Source organism: Streptomyces sp. NPDC050738 (assembly GCF_040654175.1).
Lineage (GTDB): Bacteria > Actinomycetota > Actinomycetes > Streptomycetales > Streptomycetaceae > Streptomyces.
The window spans coordinates 49,657-75,697 of the sequence record NZ_JBFAHN010000012.1 but is presented as its reverse complement, the minus strand read 5'-3'; the positions used below and the strand labels follow the sequence as shown (position 1 = coordinate 75,697).

24 protein-coding genes are annotated in these 26,041 nt (G+C 70.9%); 10 read left to right on the top strand and 14 right to left on the bottom strand.

Annotation, left to right across the window (positions count from 1 at the left end):
• Positions 1 to 12: 12 nt before the first annotated feature.
• Together AB0H78_RS27255 and AB0H78_RS27250 are read right to left on the bottom strand one after the other, a co-directional pair.
• Complete coding sequence (locus AB0H78_RS27255) at positions 13 to 510, bottom strand: N-acetyltransferase (RefSeq protein ID WP_363237243.1); 498 nt, start codon at positions 508 to 510, stop codon at positions 13 to 15.
• Positions 511 to 568: 58 nt separating this feature from the next.
• The gene (locus tag AB0H78_RS27250) at positions 569 to 1,048 is read right to left on the bottom strand and encodes a helix-turn-helix domain-containing protein (protein ID WP_363237242.1); all 480 of its coding nucleotides are present in this window, start codon (positions 1,046 to 1,048) and stop codon (positions 569 to 571) included.
• 32 nt (positions 1,049 to 1,080) lie between these two features.
• Here AB0H78_RS27250 and def point away from each other — a divergent pair, with 32 nt between their 5' ends.
• Positions 1,081 to 1,647 (top strand): peptide deformylase, encoded by a 567-nt coding sequence (gene def / locus AB0H78_RS27245; RefSeq protein ID WP_363237241.1) that lies wholly within the window; start codon positions 1,081 to 1,083, stop codon positions 1,645 to 1,647.
• Between the two features lie 13 nt (positions 1,648 to 1,660).
• Here def and AB0H78_RS27240 read toward each other — a convergent pair whose 3' ends face one another.
• From AB0H78_RS27240 to AB0H78_RS27225, 4 genes are all read right to left on the bottom strand, one after another.
• Positions 1,661 to 2,881, bottom strand: coding sequence for a GNAT family N-acetyltransferase (locus AB0H78_RS27240; protein WP_363237240.1), 1,221 nt, complete (start codon positions 2,879 to 2,881; stop codon positions 1,661 to 1,663).
• A gap of 58 nt (positions 2,882 to 2,939) precedes the next feature.
• The gene (locus tag AB0H78_RS27235; RefSeq protein WP_363237239.1) at positions 2,940 to 4,409 is read right to left on the bottom strand and encodes an MFS transporter; all 1,470 of its coding nucleotides are present in this window, start codon (positions 4,407 to 4,409) and stop codon (positions 2,940 to 2,942) included.
• Between the two features lie 396 nt (positions 4,410 to 4,805).
• Positions 4,806 to 5,996 (bottom strand): lipid-transfer protein, encoded by a 1,191-nt coding sequence (locus tag AB0H78_RS27230; RefSeq protein ID WP_363237238.1) that lies wholly within the window; start codon positions 5,994 to 5,996, stop codon positions 4,806 to 4,808.
• A gap of 11 nt (positions 5,997 to 6,007) precedes the next feature.
• Entirely contained in the window at positions 6,008 to 8,182 is a 2,175-nt protein-coding gene (locus AB0H78_RS27225; RefSeq protein ID WP_363237237.1) for an acyl-CoA dehydrogenase, read from the bottom strand.
• 171 nt (positions 8,183 to 8,353) lie between these two features.
• Here AB0H78_RS27225 and AB0H78_RS27220 point away from each other — a divergent pair, with 171 nt between their 5' ends.
• From AB0H78_RS27220 to AB0H78_RS27195, 6 genes are all read left to right on the top strand, one after another.
• On the top strand, positions 8,354 to 10,099 hold the full coding sequence (locus tag AB0H78_RS27220) for an MFS transporter (protein ID WP_363237236.1): 1,746 nt from the start codon (positions 8,354 to 8,356) through the stop codon (positions 10,097 to 10,099).
• 101 nt (positions 10,100 to 10,200) lie between these two features.
• Positions 10,201 to 11,001 carry a thioesterase family protein gene (locus tag AB0H78_RS27215; RefSeq protein WP_363237235.1) on the top strand — a complete coding sequence of 267 codons (801 nt, stop codon included), beginning with the start codon at positions 10,201 to 10,203 and terminating at the stop codon, positions 10,999 to 11,001.
• A gap of 48 nt (positions 11,002 to 11,049) precedes the next feature.
• Positions 11,050 to 11,700: a class I SAM-dependent methyltransferase gene (locus AB0H78_RS27210; protein WP_363237233.1), complete on the top strand. Its 651-nt coding sequence runs from the start codon at positions 11,050 to 11,052 to the stop codon at positions 11,698 to 11,700.
• Positions 11,701 to 11,723: 23 nt separating this feature from the next.
• Positions 11,724 to 12,707, top strand: coding sequence for an N-acetylmuramoyl-L-alanine amidase (locus AB0H78_RS27205; RefSeq protein WP_363237232.1), 984 nt, complete (start codon positions 11,724 to 11,726; stop codon positions 12,705 to 12,707).
• A gap of 118 nt (positions 12,708 to 12,825) precedes the next feature.
• Positions 12,826 to 13,728, top strand: a complete 903-nt coding sequence (locus AB0H78_RS27200; RefSeq protein WP_363237231.1) for a hypothetical protein — start codon at positions 12,826 to 12,828, stop codon at positions 13,726 to 13,728.
• A 137-nt stretch (positions 13,729 to 13,865) separates the two neighbouring features.
• Entirely contained in the window at positions 13,866 to 14,876 is a 1,011-nt protein-coding gene (locus tag AB0H78_RS27195) for an LLM class F420-dependent oxidoreductase (protein ID WP_363237230.1), read from the top strand.
• Between the two features lie 6 nt (positions 14,877 to 14,882).
• On the opposite strand, the gene AB0H78_RS27190 is transcribed toward AB0H78_RS27195, so the two are convergent.
• A complete protein-coding gene (locus AB0H78_RS27190; protein WP_363237229.1) occupies positions 14,883 to 15,659 on the bottom strand; it encodes a maleylpyruvate isomerase family mycothiol-dependent enzyme in 777 nt (258 codons plus the stop codon).
• A gap of 41 nt (positions 15,660 to 15,700) precedes the next feature.
• The gene (locus AB0H78_RS27185; RefSeq protein WP_363237228.1) at positions 15,701 to 16,240 is read right to left on the bottom strand and encodes a hypothetical protein; all 540 of its coding nucleotides are present in this window, start codon (positions 16,238 to 16,240) and stop codon (positions 15,701 to 15,703) included.
• 118 nt (positions 16,241 to 16,358) lie between these two features.
• On the opposite strand from AB0H78_RS27185, the gene AB0H78_RS27180 reads away from it, so the two are divergent.
• Positions 16,359 to 16,646, top strand: coding sequence for a hypothetical protein (locus AB0H78_RS27180; RefSeq protein WP_363237227.1), 288 nt, complete (start codon positions 16,359 to 16,361; stop codon positions 16,644 to 16,646).
• An 18-nt stretch (positions 16,647 to 16,664) separates the two neighbouring features.
• Here AB0H78_RS27180 and AB0H78_RS27175 read toward each other — a convergent pair whose 3' ends face one another.
• Genes AB0H78_RS27175 through AB0H78_RS27165 form a run of 3 tightly spaced genes read right to left on the bottom strand, consistent with a single transcriptional unit; the run spans position 16,665 to position 19,836 of the window.
• Positions 16,665 to 17,753 (bottom strand): prenyltransferase, encoded by a 1,089-nt coding sequence (locus AB0H78_RS27175; protein WP_363237226.1) that lies wholly within the window; start codon positions 17,751 to 17,753, stop codon positions 16,665 to 16,667.
• Positions 17,750 to 18,481 carry a class I SAM-dependent methyltransferase gene (locus AB0H78_RS27170; RefSeq protein WP_363237225.1) on the bottom strand — a complete coding sequence of 244 codons (732 nt, stop codon included), beginning with the start codon at positions 18,479 to 18,481 and terminating at the stop codon, positions 17,750 to 17,752. The genes AB0H78_RS27175 and AB0H78_RS27170 overlap by 4 nt, the downstream gene beginning before the upstream one ends.
• A 20-nt stretch (positions 18,482 to 18,501) precedes the next feature.
• Complete coding sequence (locus AB0H78_RS27165; RefSeq protein WP_363237224.1) at positions 18,502 to 19,836, bottom strand: glycosyltransferase family 4 protein; 1,335 nt, start codon at positions 19,834 to 19,836, stop codon at positions 18,502 to 18,504.
• A gap of 229 nt (positions 19,837 to 20,065) precedes the next feature.
• On the opposite strand from AB0H78_RS27165, the gene AB0H78_RS27160 reads away from it, so the two are divergent.
• Positions 20,066 to 20,683, top strand: a complete 618-nt coding sequence (locus AB0H78_RS27160) for a TetR family transcriptional regulator (RefSeq protein ID WP_363237223.1) — start codon at positions 20,066 to 20,068, stop codon at positions 20,681 to 20,683.
• A 1,002-nt stretch (positions 20,684 to 21,685) separates the two neighbouring features.
• Here the strand turns inward: AB0H78_RS27160 and AB0H78_RS27155 are convergent.
• From AB0H78_RS27155 to AB0H78_RS27145, 3 genes are all read right to left on the bottom strand, one after another.
• Entirely contained in the window at positions 21,686 to 22,783 is a 1,098-nt protein-coding gene (locus AB0H78_RS27155; RefSeq protein ID WP_363237222.1) for a serine hydrolase domain-containing protein, read from the bottom strand.
• 218 nt (positions 22,784 to 23,001) lie between these two features.
• On the bottom strand, positions 23,002 to 23,235 hold the full coding sequence (locus AB0H78_RS27150; RefSeq protein WP_363237221.1) for a ferredoxin: 234 nt from the start codon (positions 23,233 to 23,235) through the stop codon (positions 23,002 to 23,004).
• A complete protein-coding gene (locus tag AB0H78_RS27145; protein WP_363237220.1) occupies positions 23,235 to 24,704 on the bottom strand; it encodes an aldehyde dehydrogenase in 1,470 nt (489 codons plus the stop codon). Before AB0H78_RS27145 ends, AB0H78_RS27150 begins: the two co-directional genes overlap by 1 nt.
• Positions 24,705 to 24,943: 239 nt before the next feature.
• Here AB0H78_RS27145 and AB0H78_RS27140 point away from each other — a divergent pair, with 239 nt between their 5' ends.
• Positions 24,944 to 25,981, top strand: coding sequence for an MBL fold metallo-hydrolase (locus AB0H78_RS27140; RefSeq protein WP_363237219.1), 1,038 nt, complete (start codon positions 24,944 to 24,946; stop codon positions 25,979 to 25,981).
• The last annotated feature ends 60 nt before the right edge of the window (positions 25,982 to 26,041 follow it).

Sequence of the window (26,041 nt, the reverse complement as noted above, 5' to 3'; positions counted from 1 at the left end):
CGTCCGGACGTGTCACGAGGCGCGCGGCAGTGCGCGCCAGTCCTGCCAGGAGATCTCACGGCCCAGTTGGCGGGGCCGGCTGAACGGCCAGTCGGCGGCGATCCACTGCGGTACCAGCGCGTCCAGCGCGCGCTCCTCCTCGCTGCCGGCGAGCTCGTCCACCACCCACCACGCGACCTCACCGTCGGAGCCTGCGCGCTCGGGCGGGTCGATGTAGACGCAGCCGAGGAGTGCCGTCTCCTGCTCGTTCAGCAGCGCGTAGTTGAACGACTTGTGCGCGGCGATCTCCTCCTCGTGCCGCCGCAGGTCGACGCGGTTCGCTTCATAGGTCATCGTCTCGCTGGGCCATGACCAGGCCGGTCCAAAGATCTCCCACAAGCGCTCGCGGGACCCCATCACGGCGGGGTAGTCGAGCGTGGTGTCCGCCTCGCGGATGGGCCGCAGGTGAAGCGTGGTGCCGGGTACGGGCACATGGACGGGATGCACGAAGTCTTCAGGAAGCCAGGTCATAAGGGTCGAGGCTACCCATCCGGGCGACGGGCACGGGCCACGGGCGGCGGCCGCTCTGTCACGCGTCGGTGAGCGACAGCAGTCGGACCACGGCCGCAACGGGGACGGCGCCGTCGCGGCGACTACGGGGTGATCGATACTCCGCCAGCAACTCCCTCAGCGACGAGGCGAGTTCTGCCATCTCGCGCGGCGTGAGGTGGAGTACGGCACTGAAATCCTCGTCGGCGCCCAGCTGCCCGGCTGCCGGGGTCTTCGCCTCCGGCGCCAGGGCATCCCCGCCCTCCGACTCCCAGCGCAACCGCCAGGGCCGGGCCCTCCCGCCCGTGTGCGGTGCCTCCTCGATGAGGCCGTGGCGGGCGAGCTGGCGCAGGTGGAAGGAGCACAGACCCGAGCTCTCGCCCAGACGTTGGGCCGCCTCGCTGGAGGTGACCGTGCCCACCTCGGCCAGCAGATCGAGCAGGGCGATGCGCAGGGGGTGGTCCGGCAGGCGACGCGAAGTCTTTTCATTGCTCACTTTGCAAAGCCTGCTACTTTGCATGCCATCCGGTCAAGCAGGGAGAGGGGCAGAGCATGGCCATGCGACGCATCACTGTCGTCGGCGAGGAGATCCTGGGACGCCGCTGCCGCGCCGTCGCGGAGTCCGAGTTCGGTACGCCCGAGCTGGCCCGCCTCGTCGACGACATGTTCGCCACGCAGGAGGTCGCGGAGGGCGCCGGGCTCGCCGCCAACCAGGTGGGGGTGGATCTGCAGGTGTTCGTCTGGGACTGCACCGACGAGTGGGGCACCCGGCACGTGGGGCACATCTGCAATCCCGTACTCGATGAAATCCCCGCCGGAGAGCGGGAGTTGGCGGACGAGCCGGAAGGGTGCCTCTCCGTCCCCGGGCCGCACCGGTCCGTCCCCCGGCCCGACCGTGCCGTCGTACGCGGCCGCGACCTCGACGGCAGCCCCCTCACCGTCGAAGGCCGGGGCTACTTCGCACGCTGCCTCCAGCACGAGACCGACCACCTCCACGGGCGCCTCTACCTCAGCCGGCTCTCCGCCCGCGAACGCAGGTCCGCCCTGCGGGAGATGGAGGACGCGAAGGACGGCGTCTTCGCCCGCAGGGCGGAACGGGCCGCCAGACTCGGTGCGTGATGCGCGGCGGCGGTCAGAACCAGTGCAGGCAGTGCGGGGCGCGCTCGGCGCGGAACAGGGCGTCGGCCAGGGCGGCCGCCTCAGGGCGGTGGGCCCTGATGTGTCCTGCGCGTACGAGCATGCTCGGAGTGGTGCCGCCCAGATAGACCGACCCCAAGTCGCTGACGTCCAGGGACAGATCGGGCTCCCGGTCCGTCACGGCGCACTCCGCCTTGCCGTCCCTGACGGTCAGCAGATATCGGCCGCGCTCGCCGAGGAACGGGTCGTCCACGTCGAGGACCAGCTCACCGTCCGTGAACCAGCCGCGCGAGGTCAGCGCACGCGGTACGTCGAGGATGCGCACCCAGAGCCAGTCGGTGTCGTCGCTCACCTCGCCTGCCCGGAAGTCCGCGAGCTGCCAGCGCAGCGGGTGGTCGGGCGGGACGTGCTTGAACACGATCCGCGTGGCCAGGTCGTGTCCGAGGACGAATCGGGCCAGGGCCGTGAAGACCGCGTCGTCGGTGGCGATGATTTCGTCGACCGTGAAGGTGCCGGAGTCCCCGCGTGCGTAGCAGGCGTACCCGTTCGCGACCCCGTCCGCGTCCCGGTGCACGGCGACGTAGCGAGGCGCCGGGGTGATCGGGGGCTGCCCCGCACGCGACGCCCACCAGCGGGGCGGGCGGGACAGCGCGCCGGGCCTGGCGCGGCGGTAGCGGTCGTAGACCTCTTCCAGGAGGTCGGCGCAGCCGGCGTCGGAGCGCCGCAGCAGCTCGATGGAGCCGGGCGCCGGTGTGTCCCCGGCCCGCGGGACGGCGAAAGCGCCCTGGTGGCGTTCCACCGTCACCCGCTGCGTGTACGTCGCCGGGCCGTACCCGAACCTGCGGTAGATCAGCGCCTCGGAGGCCAGAAGCACGGAGAGGAACTCCCCGCGGGCCCGCACCTGGTCGAGCTGATGCCGCATCATCGCGCTGAGCACACCCTGGCGCCGGTGCGACGGCAGGACGCCGACAGCGCTCAATCCGGCGACCGGGACGACGGTCTCGCCGGGCAGGGTGAGCTCGAAGGAGTACGAGGCCGCGGTGCCCACCGGTCGTCCCTCCGGCGTCATGGCGAGCAGGCCGCGGTCCATCTCGATCGCCGACCACCAGAGCCCGCCGCCGCCCTCGGCCTGGGTCTCCGGGAAGCGGCCGAACGCGGCATGGACGGTGTCGACGAACACGTCGAGGTCCTGGTCGTTCGTGGGACGGATCTCCATCGCTGCTGCTGCCTCCGTGGGATACGGAGCGCCGCGCTTCGCGGCGCCCCGGCACACTTCAGCGTCGACCCGCCGCCCGGTCAAGCGAGTTAACGGGTGTCCGGCGGTCGGTGTCCCCGCGCGGCATCCAGAGCATCAGCACCAGGACCCCGGCGAGCAGGATGATCCCGCCCCAGCGGAACGCCAGCGCGTACCCGGCCGTCAGCGCCTCGGGCGTCGTACTCGCATGCGTACGGGACGCGGCGACCGTCGAGAGCACCGAGAGGCCGAGTGCGCCGCCGAGCGTCCGTGAGGTGTTCACCAAGCCCGACACCAGCCCCGCGTCGCCCGGGTCGGCACCCGAGGTGGCCAGCGAGGCCAGGGGTGTCATCGCCAGGCCGGCGCCCGCCATCATCACCATGCCGGGGAGCATGATCGAGGTGACGTATCCGCCGTGCGCGGTCATCGTCGACTGCCAGCCGAAGCCGACGGCCGTGATCAGCACGCCGATGACGGCGACGTTGCGCGAGCCGATCACCGGCATGATCCGGGGTGCGAATTTCGAGCCGGCGACGACGCTGAGGGAGCTGGGGATGAGCGCCAGTCCCGCGCCCAGCGGGGAGTAGCCGAGGACGTTCTGTGCGTAGAGCGTCATGAAGAACCACATGCCGAAACTGCCCGCTCCGCAGACGAACATCGCGGCGTTGGCTGCCGCGACGGAGCGGACCTTGAAGAGCTTCAGCGGCATGAGGGGTGTTTTCGTACGGGCCTCGACGAGGAGGAAGAGCGCGATCAGGGCCAGTCCGGCGATCAGCGGCACCAGGGTCGCGGCCGCCGTCCAGCCCTCGGCCTCGGTCTGCACGATGCCGTACGCGAGGGTCGCGGCCCCTGCCGTCACCAGTACGGCGCCCGGCAGGTCGAGGCGGCGCCTGGCCACCGCCCGGCTCTCGGTGATCCAGCGGGCGGCGCCCGCGATGACGAGCGCCCCGACCGGGACGTTGATCAGCAGCACCCAGCGCCAGGAGAGCGAATCGGTGAGCGCCCCGCCCACGAGTCCGCCCGCCGCACCGCCGCCCGCGCCGACCGCGGTCCAGGTGGCGATGGCCCGCGCACGGGCCGCGCCCTCGGGGACTGCGGAGGTCAGGATGGTGAGGGTGGAGGGCGCGAGGACGGCCGCCCCCAGCCCCTGGACGGCCCGCGCGGCGAGCAACTGCCAGCCCTCCTGGGCGAATCCGCCCGCGAGCGAGGCGAGCGTGAAGAGCCCGAGCCCGACGAGGAACATGCGCTTGCGCCCGAAGAGGTCGCCTGCGCGGCCGCCGAGGAGCATGAAGCCGGCGAAGGCGATGGCGTAGGCGTTGACCACCCACTGGAGGCCGGTGGCGCTGAGGCCCAGGTCGGTACGCATGGAGGGCAGCGCGACGTTGACGACGGAGACGTCGAGCACGACGAGGAACTGGCCTGCGCAGGCGGCGAGTACGACCAGCCACGTGCGGGTGGGGGTGGCGGGCGGGGTGGGGGCTATTCGGGTGTCCGGGCGGGTTTGCGGCATGGGGGCCATGGTGGCAGCCGGTCCGTGGTGCGTGCATCGGGATATCGGCGTACGGGTCCGGGGCCGGTGGACCTAGGTCCACCGGAGGACGCCACCGGGCCGGACCCGAGCCCGCCGCTGCGCGGGGCCGTTCCCCCACCCCGCCCCTTCCCGAAACCGGGGCGGAGCCCCGGACCCCCTGGGCCCCGGTACGCGGCCTTCGGCCACGTGTCCTCAATCGCCGGACGGGCTTGAATTTGCCGGCCTTCGTTCGCACTCGCACGTAGAAGCGATGGTGGGCAAGATCAAGCCCCTCCGGCGATTGAGGAGCGGGGGCCCGGGGGCGGAGCCCCCGAAAGCGGGGGCCGGGGTACGACCCCGGTTTCGGGAAGGGGCGGGATCGGGGAGTGACCCCCGCTAGGCCCGCCTCAGCATGGTCACCACCGCCGCGCCCCCCAGCCCGATGTTGTGCGCAAGCCCCACCTGGGCCCCCGGCACCTGCCGCGCCCCCGCCTCTCCCCTCAACTGCCAGCTGAGTTCCGCGACTTGGGCGATCCCCGTAGCCCCCAACGGGTGCCCCTTCGAGATCAGCCCGCCCGACGGGTTCACCACCCACCGGCCCCCGTACGTCGTCGCCCCGCTCTCCACCAGCTTCCCCGACTCCCCCACCCCGCACATCCCCAGCGCCTCGTACGTCAGCAGCTCATTGATGGAGAAGCAGTCGTGCAGCTCGACCACATCCACATCCTCGATCCCGAGCCCCGCCCGCGCGTACACCTGCTCCGCCGCCGCCCGCGACATCGGCTGCCCCACCACATCGATGCACGACCCCGACCCGAACGACTCCCCCGTGTCCGTCGTCATCGCCTGCGCGACGATCTCGACGGCCTTCTCCTCCAGGCCGTGCGTCTCCACGTACCGCTCCGAGACGACGACCGCCGCGGCCGCCCCGTCCGAGGTCGGCGAGCACTGCAGCTTGGTCAGCGGGGCATGGATCTCCCGCGCCGCGAGCACCTCGTCCACCCCGTACACGTCCTGGAACTGGGCGTAGGGGTTGTTCGCCGAGTGCCGGTGGTTCTTCGCCGCGACCGCTGCCAGCTGCGCGGCCGTCGTCCCGTACTTCTCCATGTGCTCGCGCGCCGCGTTCCCGAAGATCTGCGCGGTCGGCGGCGTCATCTCGAAGCCGTGGCCGGCCGCCATGATCCCGTAGTGCCGTGCGACCGGCGAGGTCTTGAAGTCCCCTCCATCCGCCCCGCCCCCCAGCGCACCCTTCTTCATCTTCTCGAAGCCGAGCGCGAGCACGCACTCGCTCACACCGCCCTCCACGAACTGCCGCGCCATCATCAACGCGGTCGATCCCGTCGCACAGTTGTTGTTGACGTTGTAGACGGGGACCCCGGTCAGCCCCAGTTCGTACACCGCGCGCTGCCCGGCCGTCGAGGCCTGGAAGCAGTACCCCACCGGCACCTGCTCGACCTCCCCGTACGCGACCCCCGCGTCCGCCAGCGCCGCGCTTCCCGCCTCCTTCGCCATGTCCCAGTACTGCCAGTCCCTGCTCTCCGGCTTCTCGAACTTCGTCATCCCGACACCGACCACATACGCCTTCATGAAACGCTCCTTCAGTCCCTCGGCAGGCCGAGAATCCGCTCGGCAACGACATTGAGCTGCACCTGAGTTGTGCCTCCGGCGATGGTCAGACAGCGCGCCATCAGGAATCCGTGGACGGCCCGCTCCCCCGCCCCCTCCCGCACCGCACCCTCCGGGCCCAGCAGTTCCAGGGCCAGCTCGGCGACCTTCTGCTGATGCGGTGTCTGTACGAGCTTGCGCACCGAGGCCCCCGCCCCCGGTTCGAGTCCCGACACCTGCTGCATGGTCGTCCGCAGCCCGATGCAGCCCAGCGCATGCGCCTCGGCCGCCAGGGCGCCCACCCGCGCCCGCGTCGCCCCGTCCAGCTCCGCCGACCGCCCGATGAGCGCTTCGAGGCCCACGTCGAAGGTCAACTGGTCGGCCATGTGCACCCGTTCGTTGCCGAGCGTGTTCCTTGCCACCTTCCAGCCGCCGCCCACCTCCCCCACGACCGCGTCCTCGGGCAGGAGCACATCGTCGAAGTACACCTCGTTGAAAAGCGACTCCCCGGTGATCTCCTTCAGCGGCCGCACGTCGATCCCCTGCGTCCGCTTCATGTCGACGACGAAGTACGTCAGCCCCTTGTGCTTGGGCACGTCCGGATCGGTCCTCGCCAGCAGGATCCCGTAGTCGGCGCCCTGCGCCGAAGAGGTCCACACCTTCTGCCCGTTGACCCGCCAGCCGCCGCCCTCGACCCGCTCGGCCTTCGTCCGCAGCGACGCCAGATCGGACCCCGCCCCCGGCTCCGAGAAGAGCTGGCACCACTGCAGATCGCCGCGCATGGTGGCCGCCGCGTACCGCTCCTGCTGCACCTTCGTCCCGTACGCGAGGAGCGAGGGCACCACCCAGGTCGCGATCCCCAGGTCACTCACCCGCACCCCCGCTGCCGCCAACTCCTCCTGGACGGCGAGCTGTTGTACGGGTCCGGCCCCCAGCCCGTAAGGCTTCGGCAGATACGGAGCCGCGTACCCGCTCGGCGCCAGCTCCCGCCGCGCCGCCCCCGGAGCCATCCCCCGCGCCCCCTGGATCACCGCACGCGCCGCGACCCGGTACCCCTCGGCCTCCCGCGGCAGTTCGAGCCGCAGCTCCCGCCGCGCCCCCTCCGCCGCCAGCCGCACGGCCCGCAGCCGCCACGCGTCACCGGTGCCGAGCAACTGCCGCGCGACCAGCGACCGCCGCAGATACAGATGCGCGTCGTGCTCCCAGGTGAAGCCGATCCCGCCCAGCACCTGAATGCAGTCCTTGGCGCACGAGTACGCGGCATCGAGCGCGGTCGCGGCGGCCAGCGAGGCGACCAGCGACCGCGCGCCCGCCACGGCCCCCACGGCCCGCGCCGCGTCCCATGCCAGCGCCCGCGCCTGCTCGACCCGTACGAGCATGTCCGCGCACAGGTGCTTGATCGCCTGGAACTGCCCGATGGGGCGCCCGAATTGCTCGCGCACCTTCGCATACGAGGCCGCGGTCTCCAGCGCCCAGGCGGCGGTCCCGCACGCATCGGCCGCGTACAGCACCGCGGCCAGATCCCGTACGAGAACCGAGTCCAGAGCCCCGAGCACCCGCCCGGCCGGGACCTCCACACCCCCCGCCGAGACCTCCGCCGTGGGCCGCGTGGGATCCGCGCTCTCCTGCGCCCGCACGCCCAGCCGGTCCGCGTCCACGGCCAGCCACACCGTGCCGTACGCGGCCTCCGCGGCCAGCACGATCACATCCGCGTGAGCCCCGGAGAGCACCGGCGGCGCAAGCCCGTCCAGCAGATACCCGCCGCCCTCCACGGCCACCGCGGTCATCGACCCGCAGCCGAGCGCGACGGCGCCGATCCGCTCCCCCGAAGCCAGCGCGGCGACCAGATCCCCGCGGCCGCCGGCCCGCTCGAACAGCACCGAGGCGATCGCGCTCGCCAGGAACGGCCCCGGCAGCGCGGCCCGCCCCGCTTCCTCCAGCACGACGGCGAGCTCCTCGACCCCGCCGCCTCCGCCTCCGTACCGCTCGGGCAGGTGCACCCCGAGCAGCCCCTGGGCCGCGATGGAGTCCCAGTAGGCCGGCCGCCCGGCGCTTCCCCCCGGGGCGTCGAGAAGCTTCCGCACCTCCTCCACCGGCACGTTGCGCGCCAGCCAGCCCCGCACGGCGTCGGCCAACTCCCGTTGTTCCTGCGTGATTCCGATGCCCATGCGCACGCAGACTAGAACACGTTCCAATCTGACGGAAGGTCAGATACTGCGCGGATCCAACGTGACACAGCCCACATGCCCTTTACGTGCCCTTTACATAGATCAGGAATACCGGAACCCCACGAAAAGGTTGCTCCAAGCACACACTTACCGCCTCCGGAGGCTCCACGCATGACACAGGCCGCACGCCCGCAGCCCGCGATAACCGAAGAAGGAACCCCCGCAGTCATCCACCGGGCCGGCATCGTCCCGGTCCTCGCCTTCGCCGGCATCGTCGTCGCGGTCATGCAGACCCTCCTCGTGCCGGTCATCCAGGACCTCCCGGCCCTGCTCTCCACGGCACCCTCCAACGCGACCTGGGTCATGACCGCGACCCTCCTCGCGGGCGCCATCTCCACCCCGATCATGGGCCGCCTCGGCGACCTGGCCGGCAAGCGCAAGATGCTCATCGCCAGCCTGGCCGTCATGGTCGTCGGCTCGCTGATCTGCGCCTTCACCGACGAACTCCTCGTGATGATCGTCGGCCGCGCGCTCCAGGGCTTCGCCATGGGCGCCATCCCGCTGGGCATCGGCATCATGCGCGACGAGCTCCCCCGCGAGAAGCTCCCCTCCGCGATGGCGCTGATGAGCTCCTCCATCGGGGTCGGCGGCGGGCTCGCCCTTCCGATCGCCGCCCTGATCGCCCAGCACAGCGACTGGCACGCACTGTTCTTCATGGCGGCGGGCCTGGGCGTCGTATCGATCGCCCTCACCCTCGTCTTCGTACCCGAGTCCAAGGTCCGCGCCCAGGGCTCCTTCGACCTCCCCGGCGCCCTCGGCCTCGCACTCGGCCTGATCGCCTTCCTGCTGCCCATCACCAAGGGCAGCGACTGGGGCTGGACGGACACCAAGACGCTCGGCCTCTTCGCCGCCTCCCTGGTGATCTTCCTGCTCTGGGGCTTCATGGAGCTCCGCAAGAAGGCCCCGCTGGTCGACCTGCGCACCACAGCCCGCCGCGAGGTCCTCCTCACCAACCTGGCCTCGATCATGGTCGGCGTCGCGTTCTACGCGATCTCGCTCGTCCTCCCCCAGCTGCTCCAGCTCCCGAAGGCGACGGGTTACGGCCTCGGCCAGTCGATGGTCGTCGCGGGCCTCTGCGTAGCGCCTCTCGGCCTGACGATGATGCTGACGGCCCCGGTCTACGCCCGCCTCTCCGCGCGCTACGGCCCGAAGGTCACCCTCATCCTCGGCATGCTGATCATCGCGATCGGTTACGGCGCCGGGCTCGGCCTGATGAGCGCCGCCTGGCAGACGATCGTCATCTCGGTGGTGGTCGGCGCGGGCATCGGCCTCGCGTACTCCTCGCTCCCCGCCCTGATCATCGGCGCGGTCGACCCCTCCCAGACGGGCGCGGCCACCGGCCTCAACACCTTGATGCGCTCGATCGGCACCTCGGTCTCCAGCGCCGTGATCGGCATGGTCCTGGCCAACACCTCGGTGAAGTTCGGCCCGGTGGAAGTCGCCTCCATGAACGGCTTCCGCACCTCGTTCATGATCGCCACGGGTGCGGTCGCGGTGGGCGTGCTGCTCGCGGTGTTCCTCCCGGGCCGCCCGAAGGCAGGCGTGCTCGCACCCAAGCCCCTGGCCTCCAGCGAGGACGAGACCCCCTTCTTCACCGGCTTCCGCGGCCGGATCGTGGACGCGGCCGGCACCCCGGTCCCGCGCGCCTCGGTCACCCTGCTCGACAGCCACCACCGCCAGGCGGGCCTCACGGTCGCGGACGAGGAGGGCCACTACACCTTCCCCACCCGCCCGGCGGGCCGCTACATCCTGGCGGTCACGGCGACGGGCCTCCCGCCGCTGGCCCACCCGGTGACGTACAACGGCACCCCGCTCCAGGCGGACCTGACACTGACGGGCGCTCCGGTCACGGCCTGACGCCTCCGGTGGCTCCACTGCGCCCCGTTCACGACGCCGAGTCGTGAACGGGGCGCAGTGATGTCTCTCCCCCCGACGGCTTGTTGAGTAGCTTTCGTCCCATGCGACAGAGCATCGAGCACGATTTCGACCGGGACACCCGGCTCGACTGGTACGGCGAGGAGAGCTGCACGGCTCAGCTCACCGATCGCTGGAACACCGCCACCGGCCACCCCAACGGCGGCTACCTCATGGCCGTCGGCGTGCGTGCCCTGCAGGAGCACGCCGCCCATCCGGACCCGCTGGTGGTCTCGGCGTTCTTCCTCCGGCCGGGGTCACCGGGGCCGGCCGACATCCGGGTGGAGTCGGTCAGGGAGGGGCGCCGGACTTCCACGCGCGAGGCACGGATGTGCCAGGGCGGCCAGGAGATCCTGCGGATCGTGGCGACGTTCACCAACTTCGACCAGGCGGACGGCCGCAGTCTCTCCCTGGCCCGGATGCCCGACTTGGCGCCTCCGGACGACCTCTCGGATCCGCTTGCCGGGACCGAGCTGCCCGGCATCACCGTTGCGGACCGGGTCGAATACCGGACGGCGCAGCCGCCCGGGTGGCTGCAGGGGCAGCCCAGCGGCGACCCGAGCATGACGTTCTGGATGCGGTTCGCCGACGGCCGCCAACCCGACCTTGCGAGTCTGCCGTTCCTGGCCGACGCGGCATATCCGGCGATCATGGAGCTGGGAGAGATGCCTTCGGCCACCGTCGAGTTGACCATCCACTTGCGGGATCGGCCCGTACCCGGCTGGCTGGCCTGTCAGATCAGCACCCGGCACGTCGCCGGCGGTTTCCATGAGGAGGATTGCGACATCTGGGACTCGCGGGGCGTCCTGGTCGCCCAGTCCCGCCAACTCGCTCTCCTGCCCTGAGCTTACGATGGCCCGGCTCGCCCCAGCCCATCCCCGCAGGAGGACCCCGTGGCCGCCACACCCAAGCCCGACATCCTGGCCGCCTTCGAGGCCGCCAAGGGGTTCATGCCCGTCGGCGAGGGTCTCGCGCTGTACGGGGCCGCCGTCGAGGCCGGGGCCCTCGGGCTGCCGCTGCTCGAAGTCGGTACGTACTGCGGGCGCTCCACGATCCTGCTCGCCGACGCCGCCCGCGCGGCCGGCGTCTCCGCCATCACCGTCGACCACCACCGCGGCAGCGAGGAGCAGCAGCCGGGCTGGGAGTACCACGACCCCTCCGTCGTGGACCCCGAGGTCGGACAGATGGACACCCTCCCCACCTTCCGCCGCGCCCTCTTCCACGCGGGCCTCGAAGAGCACGTGGTCGCGATCGTCGGGCGCTCCCCGCAGGTCGCACGGGCCTGGGGCGGGCCGCTCGGGCTCGTCTTCATCGACGGCGGCCACACCGACGAGCACGCGACCGCCGACTACGAGGGCTGGGCCCCGCACGTCGCCCCCGGCGGCCTCCTCCTCATCCACGACGTCTTCCCCGACCCGGTGGACGAGTGGACGGGCCAGGCCCCGTACCGCGTGTACCTCCGCGCCCTCGCGTCCGGCGCCTTCACCGAGGTCTCGGTGACCGACTCCCTGCGCGTTCTGCGTCGTACGGGAACCGGTATCTGAGCCTCCCGGATAGGCTCACTTTCGTGTCGTACGACGATAGCCAGCCCCCGGCCCCGCGCCGCTTCCGCAATTCCACCCTCCTGATCGTGCTCGTCGCCCTCGTGCCGACGTGCCTCGCGGGCTGGCTGGTCTGGCAGGCGATGAGCGGGCCCGGCGACAGCGGGCCGCAGAAGGTGCTGCCCCTGCCGACCCCGGCGGCCACGTCACCGGCCACCACACCGCCCGCGACGTCACCGGGCAGCAGCCCGCACACCTCGCGGCCACCGTCGAAGTCCGCCCCGGCGTCCGCACCCTCGTCCTCGTCCGCCGACAACAAGGCACCCACCGGGAAGGGCCCCCTCGCGGGCAAGGTCGTCGTCATCGACCCGGGCCACAACCCGAACAACTACAACCACGGCCGCGACATCGCCCGCCAGGTGAACATCGGCAACTCCAGCAAGGAGTGCGACACCACGGGCACCTCCACCAACGGGGGTTACACGGAGGCCCGTTTCACCCTGGACGTCTCGCACCGCCTGCGCACGCTGCTCCAAGCAGAGGGCGCCACGGTCGAGTTCACCCAGGACGAGAACCGCTCCTTCGGCCCCTGCGTGGACGAGCGCGCCCGCATCGGCAACAAGGCGAAGGCCGACGCGGTGGTCTCCGTGCACGGCGACGGCTCCGCGGCGGGCAACCGCGGCTTCCATGTGATCCTTCCCGCATCGGTGCACGCGGGCATCGCCGACACCCGCCCGATCGTCGCCTCCTCGCACGACCTCGGCGTCCGTATCGCCGGGAATTTCGTCCGGGACACCGGGAGCGCGCCGTCCAACTACATTGGCGGCGGTACGGGGTTGGACACCCGCAGCGACCTGGGCGGTCTCAACCTCTCCACCGTGCCGAAGGTCTTCATCGAGTGCGGCAACATGCGTGACCCGAAAGACGCGGGGCTGATGACGAGCGCGAGCTGGCGCCAGAAGGCCGCTCAGGGCATCGCGGACGGAATCATCTCGTTTCTGCACCAGTAGTCACGAGACCCGGCACACGACCCGACCGACCAGACGATAGATTCATCCGTACGATGGGGAGCCGCCCCCGAGCTCCGCGTTGCCCCGATACCGAGCCGACTGACGAAGGACTTCTTACGTGAACATCCGCTCCCTCACTCGAGGCGACAGCGTGGTGATCGGAGCAGCGGTGGTGCTGTTCATCGCCTCGTTCCTCAGCACCTTCGACACCGAGGCTGACAAGGCCCCCAATGCCTGGGACGACGGTCAGCTCCTGATGAGCGTCTACCTCGCGGGCCTGATCGCCGCCGCGCTGATCGTGGTCGGGCGTGCGATGCCTCGCAAGGTCGCCGGCCTGGAACTCGGGCCCTTCGGTGTCGCCGTCGCGGTCTTCACCGCGTGGAGCGCACTCGGCGCGATCTTCGATCCGATGGGTCCCTTCGACGGCGAAGGCGCACCTGGTTTCAGCGCCGGCATCGGCCTCATCCTCGGCCTGATCGCCGCCCTCGTGCTGGCCGGTGCGGCCATCGCGGGCCCGCTGGTCCCCGCCCTCCAGGCCCCCCTGCTCGGCGCCCCGCGCCCCGCGGTCCAGCAGCCGCCGTACGGCGGCCAGCCCGGTCAGCAGCAGCCCGGTCAGGGCTACGGATACCCGGGCCAGCCTCAGCAGCAGCAGCCGTACGGCATGCAGCAGGGCCAGCCCGGCCAGCCCCAGCCCGGTCAGCAGCAGCCCTTCGGCGCCCAGCCGCAGCCGGGTCAGCCCGGTCCGGGTCAGCCGCAGCCGCAGCCCGCGCAGCACCAGCAGCCGCAGCCGGGTCCGGCCGCCGGAGCAGGCGCGCCCGCCGGGGACTTCACCCCGTTCTGGTTCGCGGTTCCGGTCGCCCGTCCGCTCTACGGTGAGGACGGTTCCCCCGCCCCCATCGCCGAACTGGCGCCGGGTACCTGGTACCTCGCGGTCGAGCAGCGCGGTCCGGCCCTGATCGCCCAGACCCAGGACGGCCGCCGCGGCGTCCTCCAGGACACCACGGGCATCCAGCGCGGCTAGGAGCCGACGGCTCCCCGCGTACGCAGCACACACGGCTCATCACGGCCCCCACCCCTTCCGGGTGGGGGCCGTTGCGCTTACAGTCACCCGAAGTCACCTGACGCACCGTCAGAAGATGCGCGACCAAAGGGGATTCAATGCGCCTCGGACTCGCCCTCGGCTACTGGGGCCGCGGACCGACACCCGGCCATCTCGAACTCGCCCAGGAGGCCGAGCGGCTCGGCTACGACTCCGTATGGACCGCCGAGGCCTGGGGCTCCGACGCCTTCACCCCGCTCACCTGGATCGCGGCGCACACCTCGCGCATCCGCCTCGGCACGGCCATCGCGCAGATGGCGGCCCGCGCCCCCACCGCCACCGCCATGCACGCCCTGACCCTGGACCACCTCTCGGGCGGCCGCATGATGCTGGGCCTGGGCCTCTCGGGACCCCAGGTGGTCGAGGGCTGGTACGGCCGTCCCTTCCCGCGCAGCCCCCTGACCGCGACCCGCGAGTACGTCGACGTCATCCGCCAGGCGCTGCGCCGGGAGGGCCCGGTCACCCTGGACGGGCGCTTCCACACCCACCCCTACACCGGCCCCGACGCCACCGGCCTGGGCAAACCCCTCAAGCCGATCACGCACCCGCTCCGCGCCGAACTCCCCATCCTCCTGGGCGCGGAGGGCCCCAAGAACATCGCCCAGACGACCCGCATCGCCGACGGCTGGCTCCCGCTCTACTGGTCGCCCACCCGTACCGACGTCTACGAGGCGTCACTCACGGACCTCCCCGAGCACTTCATGATCGCCCCGATGGCACGCGCGAAGGTCTGCGACGACGTCGCGGAAGGGCTGCTGCCCGTCAAGGCGATGCTCGGCTTCTACATCGGCGGCATGGGCCACGCGGCCCGCAATTTTCACGCCGATCTGATGGCACGCATGGGGTACGAGGAAGAGGCCCGCCGCGTCCAGGAGCTGTTCCTGGCGGGCCGCAAGGAGGAAGCGGTGATGGCCGTACCCGACGCATTCGCCGACGAGATCTCCCTCGTCGGACCCCGCCAACGCATCGCGGAACGCCTGGAGTTGTGGCGCAAGGGCCCGGTCACCGACCTCCTCGTCACCGCCCCCGACCCGCACACCCTGCGCGTGCTGGCCGAGCTGAACACGTAACTCCGGTCAGAACGAAGCCCGCTCCAGCCAGAAGTCCAGCAGCTCCGCGTCTCCCAGAACCTCCACCCGGTCGCTGTCGGCGGGCAGGCGGCGGTAGAAGACCCGCAGCACATCGGCGAGCGGGCCGCGCAGCGCCACGGTCGCCTTCTCGTGCGCGTGGCGCCAGGTGAAGCCCTCGTCGCTGAACTCGATCAGCCACTCCGCGTCGGGGACGTCCGTGGCGTGCAGGTGCAGGGAGCGTCCCGCGCCGCGCAGTTCCAGCGCCTCGGGGTCGCCCGCCGCGGCCGAGAAGGCGACGATCTCCAGCCATTCCTCGATGGTGTCTGCGGCGACCGCCGGGTCCACCTCGTACTCCACCGCGGCCGCGAGCGCCGCGTCCGCCCGGTGGATCACCGTCTCGTGGACCATCCGGCGGGTCCAGAAGGCAGCGCTCTGGTCCGGGGCCCAGCTCCACACCTTCAGCGCCGGGCCTGCCGCGCGCAGGGTCTCGGCGAGCATTCCGGCGCCCTCCGCCAGCCAGGCGTCCAGGGCGGCCGGGTCGTCGCCATCGGGGGACGCGGCATTCGGAACGTCCTCGTCCGGGACCTCGGCCGAGGCCTGCGTCCGTATGATGTGCTCCGCCCAGCGGTGCGCGCCGCCCACATGCCGGGCGAGCCGGCCGAGGTCCCACTCCGGACAGGAAGGAACCCTGGCCGAGAGGTCGGCGCCACGAACGATGGCCCTCATCCGGTCGGTCTCGCGGATGAGGGCCTCGCAGTACTGCTCATGGGAAAGAAGTGTCATGGGCGCACGATATGCAGGTCAGCCCATGTACCGCCATGCCTTTAGCTGCCGGTGAGTTGGCCCGCCGACGGGATCTTGTCGGTGACCTCCGCGCCCGCGCTCTTGCCCGCGTCCTTCACGGAGTTGATCACGTCCTGGAAGGTGCCCGCGGCGCCCTCGGCGCTGTCCTTGTTGCGCAGTTTGCTCGGCAGCGCCTTCAGCGACTCGATGCCCGCGGTGAGCGGTGCGACCGCCTTGGCGAGGGTGTCGTCGCCCTTGGCGTTGCTGACCGCCGCCTTGAGCCGGTTGTAGACGAAGAGACCGGCCACACCCGCCTTGACCATCGCGAACTTCTGGCCGCTCGCGTCCTTCTTGAACTTGCCCGCCTTGAGCGGCTTCACGATCCACTGGTACGTCGCACCGGCCGCGAGTCCGGCGTTGGTGACGAACCGGGTCTTGGCGAACTTCTGCGCCTCGGCGGAGGACGTCGGCGTCGCCGCCGCGTCCTTGTCGTCGGAGCCGCAGGCGGTGGTGCCGGCCAGCAGGGCGCAGGACAGGAGCAGCGCCACCACGGTGCGGCGGAGGGGGGCGGAAGAGGGCACGACGTACCTCCAGGTACACGGATCGATGCTTCCCGCAGCCTCACTCGGGGGCGGCACGCCCGCCACTGGAGCGCGTCCGGACAGGTTTTGCCCGCGCGAGCGGGGCAACACGTGTTCCATGTCCAGATACGCGCACGGCAGCAATCCGGCGGCGAGGGTGATCCTCGTCGTGGCGGACGTCATGGCCCTCATCCTGGGCCTGTGGATCCTGATGTACCTGCTCGACGCGAACCGCGCCAACGACCTGGTGGACTTCGTCCACCGCTCGGCCAACTGGCTGGCGGGCTGGTCGCGCGACCTCTTCACCTTCGACGAGGCCTGGGCGCGCGTCGTGGCCGGCTACGGCCTGGCCGCGGTCGTCTACCTCTTCATCGGGCACGCGGTGGCGGGCCGGATCCGCAGGTAGCGCCCTACGCACAAGGCGCTAGCAGCAGTCCGGCTCCAGCCCCCTGGGGAGCCTCTCCCCGCCGAAGACCGCGGTGGTCGCCTCGTCCCCCCCGAGTGCGGCCACCGCGAGCAGCAGCGACCCGGCCGTCCAACTGGTCTTCTCCTCCGGCCAGATGGCCGCCGGGTCGCCCTGTGCGCCGCCCTCGAAGACGTAACCCGTCCAGTACATGCCGTCCTCGGCGGACCGCAGGTGCTGGATGGACTGCAGGATCTCCAGTGCGCGGTCCGACTCCCCCATCACCCAGAGCGCCAGGGCGAGTTCACAGCTCTCGCCGCCGGTGACCCAGGGGTTGGGCAGGACGCAGCGGACGCCGAGTCCGGGGACGACGAAGCGGTCCCAGCCGTCCTCGATACGGGCCTTGGCGGCCGATCCGGTGAGCGCGCCGCCCAGCACGGGGTAGTACCAGTCCATCGAGTACCGGGACTTGTCCAGGAAGCGCTCGGGGTGGCTGCGGATCGCATGACCGAGCGCGCCCGCCGCCAACTCCCAGTCGGGCTGCGGCTCTTCGCGCTCCTCGGCGATCGCGAGCGCGCAGCGCAGCGCGTGGTGGATCGAGGAGGACCCGGTGAGGAGCGCGTCGCGCACCGCCGTACCGTCCTCCTCGCGCTTCCAGCCGATCTCGCCGCCGGGCTGCTGCAGCGCGATCACGAACTCGATCCCCGCGTACACGGCCGGCCACATCCGGTCGAGGAAGGCGTCGTCGCCGGTGGCCAGATAGTGGTGCCAGACGCCGACGGCGATGTACGCGCAGAAGTTGGTCTCGCGGCCCCGGTCGGTGACGCGGTCCGCGTCCCCGTCCTGGTATCCGGCATACCAGGACCCGTCCGGGTTCTGGTGGCGGGCGAGCCAGTCGTAGGCGCGCCCGGCGGCCTCGTGCTCGCCTGCCGCGTCCAGTGCCATGGCCGCTTCGGTGTGGTCCCAGGGGTCGAGGTGGTGGCCCCTGAACCACGGTATGGCGCCGTCCTCGCGCTGCACGGCAAGGATCCCGGCCACCGTCAGGTCGGCCTGCTCGGCGGTGAGGACTCCGGGCAGGACGAGGTGATCGGTGCGCCCCGGTGAGGTCACGCGTCGACCTTGGGGGCGTGCGGCTTGGTCGCGTACGCCACGAAGCTCTTGCCGACGACCGGGTTGAGCAGCTGCTCGGCGATGCGGGTCGCGGCGGGCTTCTTCATGATGTCCCAGACCAGGAGCTTGTGGTACGCCTTCACCGGCAGCGCCTTGTCGTTGTCGACGCCGAAGGCGCACTTGAGCCACCAGTACGGGGCGTGCAGGGCGTGGGCATGATGCGTGCCGTACGGCTTCAGCCCCGCCTCGCGCATCTTCCCCAGCAGTTCGTCGGCCTTGTAGATGCGGATGTGGCCGCCCTCGTTCGCGTGATACTCGTCGCTCAGCGCCCAGCAGACCTTCTCGGGTCCATAGCGCGGGACGGTCACGGCGATACGGCCGCCCGACTTCAGCACCCGCACCATCTCCGCGAGAACACCCTTGTCGTCAGGGATGTGCTCCATGACTTCCGAAATGATCACGACGTCGAAGGAGTCGTCGGGGAAGGGCAGGTTGAGCGCGTCGCCCTCCATGGCGGTGGCGGTGGCGCCCGCCGGGGCCTCACCGGCCTCCTTCATGGCGGCGAACCACTTGGCGACCTCGCGGATCTCCTCGCCGTTCTGGTCGAGGGCCACGACCTGGGCGCCGCGCCGGTAGCACTCGAAGGCGTGCCGGCCCGCGCCGCAGCCCAGGTCGAGCACGCGGTCGCCTGCGGCGAGCGGGAAGCGGGAGAAGTCCACGGTCAGCACAGAGGTGTCTGCCTTCTTCGCTAGGAGGAGCGGGAGGAGGTGCGGTTGCGGCGGGCGGCGATCGCCGCGCGATAGTGCTCGGCCGTGCCGATCGCAGCCTGACGCCAGGTGAAGCGGGACAGCACCCGCTCGCGTCCTGCGGCGCCCAGGCGGGCGCGGAGCTCCGGGTCGCCGAGGAGCCGTGCGAGGGCATCGGCGAGGGCGCCCGCGTCGCCGGGCGGCACGGCCAGGCAGGTCTCGCCGTCGGCGCCGGTGACCTCGGGGATGGCTCCGCCGGTGGTCGCGACGAGGGGGGTGCCGGTGGCCATCGCCTCGGCGGCGGGCAGCGAGAAGCCTTCGTACAACGACGGGACACAGCTCACCTGCGCGCTGCGCACCAGGTCGACGAGCTCGGCGTCGGTGATGCCCTTGACGAACTCGACGGCGCCTTCGAGCCCGTACTTCTCGATGGCCCGGGCGACGGGCCCGTGCTCGGCGCGCTTGCCGACGACGACAAGGTGGGCGGCCGGATGGCCCGTACGCACCTTGGCGAGGGCCTCCACGAGATGCACGAGCCCCTTCAGCGGGACGTCGGCGCTCGACGTGGTGACGATGCGGCCCTCGACCTCGGCGACGGAGGGGTCGGGCGACCACAGGTCGGTGTCGGCACCGATGTGCACGACGTGGACGCGCTCGGGGCGCACCCCGAGGTGGTCGACGATCTCCTTCTCCGAGGAGCCGGAGACGGTGAGGACGGAGGGCAGGCGGCGGGCGACGCGCTTCTGCATGCGCGTGAAGCCGTACCAGCGGCGTACAGAGGCGCGCTTGCGCCAGCCCGGGGCCGCGTCGAGGTCCAGCTGCCGGTCGACGGTGATGGGGTGGTGGATGGTGGTGACGAGGGGCGCGCCGAGGTCGGCGAGCAGTCCGTAACCGAGCGTCTGGTTGTCGTGGATGACGTCGAACTCGCCACGCCTGGCTGCCAGATGGCGCCGCGCGCGGAGCGAGAAGGTCAGCGGCTCGGGGAAGCCGCCGGTCCACATGGTCCCGACCTCGACGGCGTCGATCCAGTCGCGGTACTCGTCGCGCTTGGGCGTCCTGAAGGGGTCAGGGCTGCGGTAGAGGTCGAGGCTGTCGAGCTCGGTGAGCGGCACGCCCTCGTCGAGCACGGGGAAGGGCTGGGCGCCGATGACTTCGACGCTGTGGCCGAGGCGGGCGAGCTCGCGGGAGAGATGGCGTACGTAGACGCCCTGGCCTCCGCAGAACGGATTGCCCTTGTACGTGAGGAGCGCGATGCGCAGCGGTCGTTCGCCGGAGGTGGCGGACGGCTCCGCGTCGGGGGCGTCGAGAGACCCCGCTTCTATGGCCTCAGCGGTCACTCTCGGCCCCCTTCTTCACTGCAAGCTTTTCGCCGGAGCGTAACCGCTCGTGCCAATCTAGAACAAGTTCTCGTACACTGGGCCGATCGTTCAATGCGCATCGAATCTACCGGCTGGTAGCCCCGCAGCACCCGCCGGATCAGGTGATTCGCGCCACCTGGGCGACTCCTGGCATGCTGTCGCCTCGCGAAACGGCATCAGCTCAGATGTATGTCACGGATGGGGACACATGACAGCGGAAGCGAAGCCGCAATCGCCGGCTCTGACGGAACGTCAGGAAGCGCGCCGCCGTCGCATTCTGCACGCGAGCGCGCAGCTCGCCAGCCGGGGCGGCTTCGAGGCGGTGCAGATGCGCGAGGTCGCGGAGTCCTCGTCGGTCGCGCTCGGCACGCTGTACCGCTACTTCCCGTCCAAGGTCCATCTGCTCGTCGCCACGATGCAGGACCAGCTCCAGCACATGCACACGACGCTCAAGAAGCGCCCGCCGGCCGGTGACACACCGGCAGAGCGGGTCGCATCGACGCTGATGGGAGCGTTCCGCGCCCTCCAGCGCGAGCCGCACCTGGCGGACGCGATGGTCAGGGCCCTGACCTTCGCGGACCGCAGCGTGAGCCCCGAGGTGGACACCGTCTCGCGCCAGACGACGGTGATCATCCTGGACGCGATGGGCCTGGAGAACCCGACCCCCGAACAGCTCTCGGCGGTCCGGGTCATCGAGCACACCTGGCACTCGGCCCTGATCACCTGGCTCTCGGGCCGCGCCTCGATCGCCCAGGTCAAGATCGACATCGAGATGGTCTGCCGCCTGATCGACCTGACGGACCCGGACACTCACCCCACGAGCTGAAGCCCGCTCCTGGACCCGGTGCTTCTTGTCGGGGTCGGGTGGGTGGGCCCCCCTGCCGACCGATACCTGGAGTGTGGCGTTTCCGGCGCGGAGTAAAGGGCGCGACTGCGTCGCGTCGGCTACGCCGATTCCGCTGCGCTCCACCCTTGACACCACCCCTCCACCGCAAAAACTTGGCGGGTTATCGGTCGGCAGAGGGTCCTGGCCGCATAGGGGGAGGGCAGGCCTGGGGTGCGGTCAGCCCGTGGCCGAACCACACCCGCCGGGGGCCGGGCCGGTGACCCGGTCCGCCACCCGCACCGGGCGCGGACGAACCACCGCACCCGCTGAGCACGTAGCGCGGGCCTGCTCGGCGAGCGCGGGACGGCGAACCGAACCTCGCAGCGTGCGATTCGTGCCCCTAACTGAACACACACCCACCCCCACGCCCGACGAGCACACGACACACCGGCATCGTCGCAGGTCACAGCCCTGCACCCCGGGAACGGGATGGTTGAACGCTCAAGTGGGTCACCTAAGGGGCACCCCCACCGCTCCTGCCCACCCGAAACAGCGACCAGCGGGGCATGAACACCCACCCAACGACGGCCTCTTGACGCCGAACCGAGGCCCGCAGCCCCACGCAAGTCGTGCGACCTCCACCACCGGCGCAGGGAGCGGAGCTCCACCCCGGACGCTGTGACCCGTCACCGCCCCGCCGAAGTGCCCCGCAGACGAACCCTTCAGCTCATCCGGTCCGCACGAGCAGCGCGGTCACCACGAAACCCCAGCCCCAACGCGGCAGCAGCCAGCCGGACGAGCCCCCAAGGGCTCGGCCTACGACGCGCAGCGTCGTACATCACTCACACCAACAACCGCGAAACCCGCCACCGCGCGCAGCGCACCCACCGGTCCGCGCCCCCCACCTGTTCGTCGTAGCTGCTTCAGTGTGCCCGGAGGGCGCGAAACGCTCCCGCCACCGCCCCACCCACCCGAAGCCCACCCCCCACCCCCACCACCAAGTCACCGCCCGCAGAACGCCTCGTCCAAGAACGCGTCGACGGCGTCGTCGAGGTCCCCGGTGAAGTCGGGGGTGAGCGCGATCGTGGCCTGGCGGCGGCCGTCCTCCGTGGAGAACGACCAGGACTGGTACGCCACGGCGTCGCCGTCGTTGCCGTACACAGGTACCCCGCACTTGGTGTCGTGCCAGGCCAGCCCCAGCCCGTACCTGCCCTTGTCGACGCCCGGCGTCTTCATTTCGTCGAGGAGGTGGTCAGGCAGGAGCCGCCCGCCGAGCAACCCGTCGAAGAACCGGTTGAGGTCCCTCGTCGTGGAAATGATCTCGCCGCTCGCGCCGAACATCGACGGGTTCATCTCCGTGTAGTCGACGAGGTGCAGCGCACCGTCCTGCAGGATCGGCACGTACCCGTGCGGGTGCGGGCCGGCGATGCGCGGGGACGTTCCCGGCAGCGAGGTCTCGTGCAGGTGCAGCGGCCGGATCACCCGGCGTTTGATCTCATCGGCGTACGACTGGCCGGTCGCCTTCTCGATGATCTGGCCGATCAGGATGTAGTTGGTGTTCGAGTACTTATAAGCCGTGCCCGGCACCTCGGACGTCGGTGGCTCGGCCACCGCGCGCTGCACCAGCTCGGCAGCGGTCCAGGTGCGCAACCGGCCTTCGAGGAACTTCGGCGACGGCGGCATCTGCAGGGTGCGCGCGTAGTCGTACAGCCCGCTGGTGTGGTTCAGGAGCTGCTTCACGGTGATGTGCTCACCGTTCGGGACGACTCCCGGCAGCCAGTGCTCCACCGTGTCGTCCAGGCGCAGCTGGCCTTCGTCCACGAGTTGCAGAGCGACCGTCGCCACGAACGTCTTCGTGATGCTGCCCGCCCGGAACTTCCCGGCTGTCGGGACCGGACGCATACTGTCCGTCTCGGCCGTCCCGCCGACACCCCGCCACACGCCGTGCTCGTCGCGTACCTCCGCCAGCGCGCCCACCGCGCCCGCGTCCACGACTCTGCCCAGCTGCGCCTGCAGCCCGCTGCGGTCCGTGTGGTGGCGGGGCGCTGCAGAGACGGTGGCCGGCAGCGCCAACACCGCCAGCACTGTCGTCGCAGTCACCAGTGCCCGATGCGTGTGCTTCATCTCAGCCTCGATGTGATCAGTCAGCCGTGAACGGCCCTCGCAATAGCGCGAGTTGGGCCGTTCCTTCTGAACTGATCCTGATCTACCGGGCGCACCGCTGCGATGGGGCTCCTCGCCGTATCCGGCCGGGGGATATCCCCCGGCCGGTCGTCGCTGAGGCACCCTCGGGGAGAGCCCTCTGCCCCTCTACTCCGCTACTCCTCCGGCGGGAACACCGGCTCCCCCGTCCCCAGCAGCGCGATCGCGATCGCCTCCACCGGGCAGCCCTCCGCCGCCGCGAGGACCTTCTCGTTCGCGTCCGTCTCCGGGTGGACCGGGTGGGACTGGCGCGCCGAGTCCAGCTTGAAGCCCTCCGGCGCGTGGCTCACGCACATGCCCGAGCCGATGCACACCGCGCGGTCGACCTCCACCTGCCAGCGGTCTCCCATCAGGCAGACCCTCCGCCTTCGTAGCCGGCCGGGAGGTGGATCATCTTGTGCTCGAAGTACTCGCCGTAGCCCTCAGGGCCGAACTCCCGGCCCAGGCCCGAGTTCTTGTAGCCGCCGAAGGGGCCGAGCATGTCGAGGCTGAAGGTGTTCACGCTGTACGTGCCCGTCCGCACACGCCGCGCGATGTCGATGCCCCGCTCGACGTCGGCGGTCCAGACGCTGCCGCTCAGGCCGTAGTCGGAGTCGTTCGCGATCTTCACCGCGTCGTCCTCGTCGTCGTACGGCAGCAGGCAGATCACCGGGCCGAAGATCTCCTCCCTCGCGATCCGCATGGAGTTGTCGACGTCGCCGAACAAGGTCGGCTCCACGTACCAGCCCTGGTCCAGTCCTGCCGGACGCCCGCCCCCCGTCAGGATCTTGGCGCCTTCCTCCTGGCCGATCCGGATGTAGTCCAGGGACCTCTGCTGCTGGCGCTTGGCGACCAGCGGGCCGAGCTCCGTGGCCGGGTCCAGCGGGTCGCCGACCTTCAGCGCGCCTGCCGCCGACGCGAAGGCCTCGGCTATCTCGTCGTAGCGGCTGCGCGGGGCGAGGATGCGGGTCTGGGCCACGCAGGCCTGGCCGTTGATCATCCAGGCGAAGGGGACGATGCCCGCCACTGCGGCAGCCAGGTCCGCGTCGGGCGCGATGATCGCCGCCGACTTTCCGCCCAACTCCAGGGTGACGCGCGTGAGGTTGCGCGCGCAGACCTCCATCACGCGCTTGCCTGCCGCAACCGAACCCGTAAAGGAGACCTTGTCGACGCCCGGGTGCGAGACCAGGTACTCGCTCACCTCGCGGTCCGCCGCGATGATCGACAGGACCCCTGCCGGGAGCCCCGCCTCCTTCACGATGTCCGCGAGGATGTACGCGTCCAGGGGCGCCTCGGGCGAGACCTTCAGGATCGCCGGGCAGCCGGCCAGCAGCGCGGGCGCGAGCTTGGCCGCCGCCGTGAACTGCGGGACGTTCCACGGCACCACGGCCGCCACGACCCCGACCGGCTCACGCCGCACCAGGAGCTTGCCGAGGACGCCGTCGCGCTTCTCCTCGTACGTGAAATTGCGCGCGGTGGTGATCGCCGCATCCCAGACCATCATCGCGGAGAGGGCCTGCACCATCACGCTTGAGGTGTACGGCGTCCCGTTCTCGGTGCTGATGCAGCGGGCCACCTCCTCGTAGCGCACCGCGAAGGCGTCCTTGATCCTGGTGATCACCTCGATGCGCTCGTCGAGGGACATCCGGGGCCAGGGGCCCTCGTCAAATGCCTTGCGGGCCACGGCGACAGCCCGGTCGACGTCGGCGGGCGCGGCGTGCGGGACGGTGGCGAAGACCTCTCCCGTGTGCGGGGAGACGACTTCGATGACGTCCTTGCCGAGGGGGTCCGTCAACTCCCCGCCGATGAACAGCTGTCCGTGTTCCACAAGCTCGGTCATGGGTGAATGCCTCCCGCGCGGCGCTGACTGACACTGCCGGATAGTTCCTGACGCTGTTTCAGAACTGATACCAGTTCTAGTTCCAGGAGTCCACAGGTCGGGGCCGCCCTGGGCGACCCACCTGGACAACCACCCCGCACATCAGTCGACTTGGGCGACTATTGGAACGCGTTCTAGATATAGTGGCGCCGCGCGCCCAGCCGCCCGGCGCCCCGAGCCCGACGAAAGCCGAGGACCTCATGACACAGGTGACCGACCACGGCGGGGGCGTCTGGTCCCTGAAGGTGCCGATCCCCGACAATCCGCTCGGGCACACCCTCGTCCACCTCATCGACACCGACAGCGGTCCTGTCCTCATCGACACCGGGTGGGACGACCCCGCCTCCTGGGACGCGCTCACCGACGGGCTCGCCGCGCTCGCCGTGTCCATCACGGACATCCACGGCGTCGTCATCACCCACCACCACCCCGACCACCACGGCCTCTCCGGACAGGTCCGCGACGCCTCCGGTGCCTGGCTGGCGATGCACGCCGCCGACACCGAGGTCGTCAAGCGCACCCGTAGTGCCGAACCGGGCGTCTGGCTGGACTACTTGACCGCCAAGCTCACCGCCGCAGGCGCCCCCGAGGACCATCTCGGGCCCCTGCGCCAGGCCCGCTCCGGTGGCCGGCTGCGGACCCTCCCGGGGCTGCGCGCCGCCGTCCCCGACCGTGAGATCGTCCCCGGCGACCTCCTCCCCCTCGCCGGGCGCAGGCTGCGCGCGATCTGGACGCCGGGGCATACGCCCGGCCACGTATGCCTGCACCTCGAAGAGGAGCACCCCGCCCACAAGCCCGGCAACGGGCGCCTGTTCTCCGGCGATCACCTCCTCCCCGGGATCACCCCGCACATCGGCCTGTACGAGGACCCCGACGACGCCACCGTCACCGACCCCCTGGGCGACTACCTCGACTCCCTGGAGCGCATCGGGCGCCTCGGCCCCGCCGAGGTGCTCCCCGCCCACCAGCACGCCTTCACCGACGCCCCGGCCCGCGTACGCGAACTCCTCGACCACCACGAGGACCGCCTCACCGACCTGCGCTCGCTGCTCGCCGAACCGCTCACGCCCTGGCAGCTGGCGGTGCAGATGGAGTGGAACAGGCCCTGGGCGGACATCCCGTACGGATCGCGCAACATCGCCGTCTCCGAAGCCGAGGCGCACCTGCGCAGGCTGGTGAAGCTGGGGCATGCGGAGGCTGTCGCGGGCAGCGATCCGGTCACCTACATCGCGGTGTAGCCGGGGCTCGTTCCGGGTACCCCGCGCCGCGTCCCTCAAGTTCTCCTCAGGCTTCGCGCC

Excerpts from the sequence above, each read along its gene's own strand:
- AB0H78_RS27255 (WP_363237243.1), bottom strand. The coding sequence starts at position 510 with ATGACCTGGCTTCCTGAAGACTTCGTGCATCCCGTCCATGTGCCCGTA.
- AB0H78_RS27250 (WP_363237242.1), bottom strand. The coding sequence starts at position 1,048 with ATGCAAAGTAGCAGGCTTTGCAAAGTGAGCAATGAAAAGACTTCGCGT.
- def (WP_363237241.1), top strand. The coding sequence starts at position 1,081 with ATGGCCATGCGACGCATCACTGTCGTCGGCGAGGAGATCCTGGGACGC.
- AB0H78_RS27240 (WP_363237240.1), bottom strand. The coding sequence starts at position 2,881 with ATGGAGATCCGTCCCACGAACGACCAGGACCTCGACGTGTTCGTCGAC.
- AB0H78_RS27235 (WP_363237239.1), bottom strand. The coding sequence starts at position 4,409 with ATGCCGCAAACCCGCCCGGACACCCGAATAGCCCCCACCCCGCCCGCC.
- AB0H78_RS27230 (WP_363237238.1), bottom strand. The coding sequence starts at position 5,996 with ATGAAGGCGTATGTGGTCGGTGTCGGGATGACGAAGTTCGAGAAGCCG.
- AB0H78_RS27225 (WP_363237237.1), bottom strand. The coding sequence starts at position 8,182 with ATGGGCATCGGAATCACGCAGGAACAACGGGAGTTGGCCGACGCCGTG.
- AB0H78_RS27220 (WP_363237236.1), top strand. The coding sequence starts at position 8,354 with ATGACACAGGCCGCACGCCCGCAGCCCGCGATAACCGAAGAAGGAACC.
- AB0H78_RS27215 (WP_363237235.1), top strand. The coding sequence starts at position 10,201 with ATGCGACAGAGCATCGAGCACGATTTCGACCGGGACACCCGGCTCGAC.
- AB0H78_RS27195 (WP_363237230.1), top strand. The coding sequence starts at position 13,866 with ATGCGCCTCGGACTCGCCCTCGGCTACTGGGGCCGCGGACCGACACCC.
- AB0H78_RS27190 (WP_363237229.1), bottom strand. The coding sequence starts at position 15,659 with ATGACACTTCTTTCCCATGAGCAGTACTGCGAGGCCCTCATCCGCGAG.
- AB0H78_RS27180 (WP_363237227.1), top strand. The coding sequence starts at position 16,359 with ATGTCCAGATACGCGCACGGCAGCAATCCGGCGGCGAGGGTGATCCTC.
- AB0H78_RS27160 (WP_363237223.1), top strand. The coding sequence starts at position 20,066 with ATGACAGCGGAAGCGAAGCCGCAATCGCCGGCTCTGACGGAACGTCAG.
- AB0H78_RS27150 (WP_363237221.1), bottom strand. The coding sequence starts at position 23,235 with ATGGGAGACCGCTGGCAGGTGGAGGTCGACCGCGCGGTGTGCATCGGC.
- AB0H78_RS27145 (WP_363237220.1), bottom strand. The coding sequence starts at position 24,704 with ATGACCGAGCTTGTGGAACACGGACAGCTGTTCATCGGCGGGGAGTTG.
- AB0H78_RS27140 (WP_363237219.1), top strand. The coding sequence starts at position 24,944 with ATGACACAGGTGACCGACCACGGCGGGGGCGTCTGGTCCCTGAAGGTG.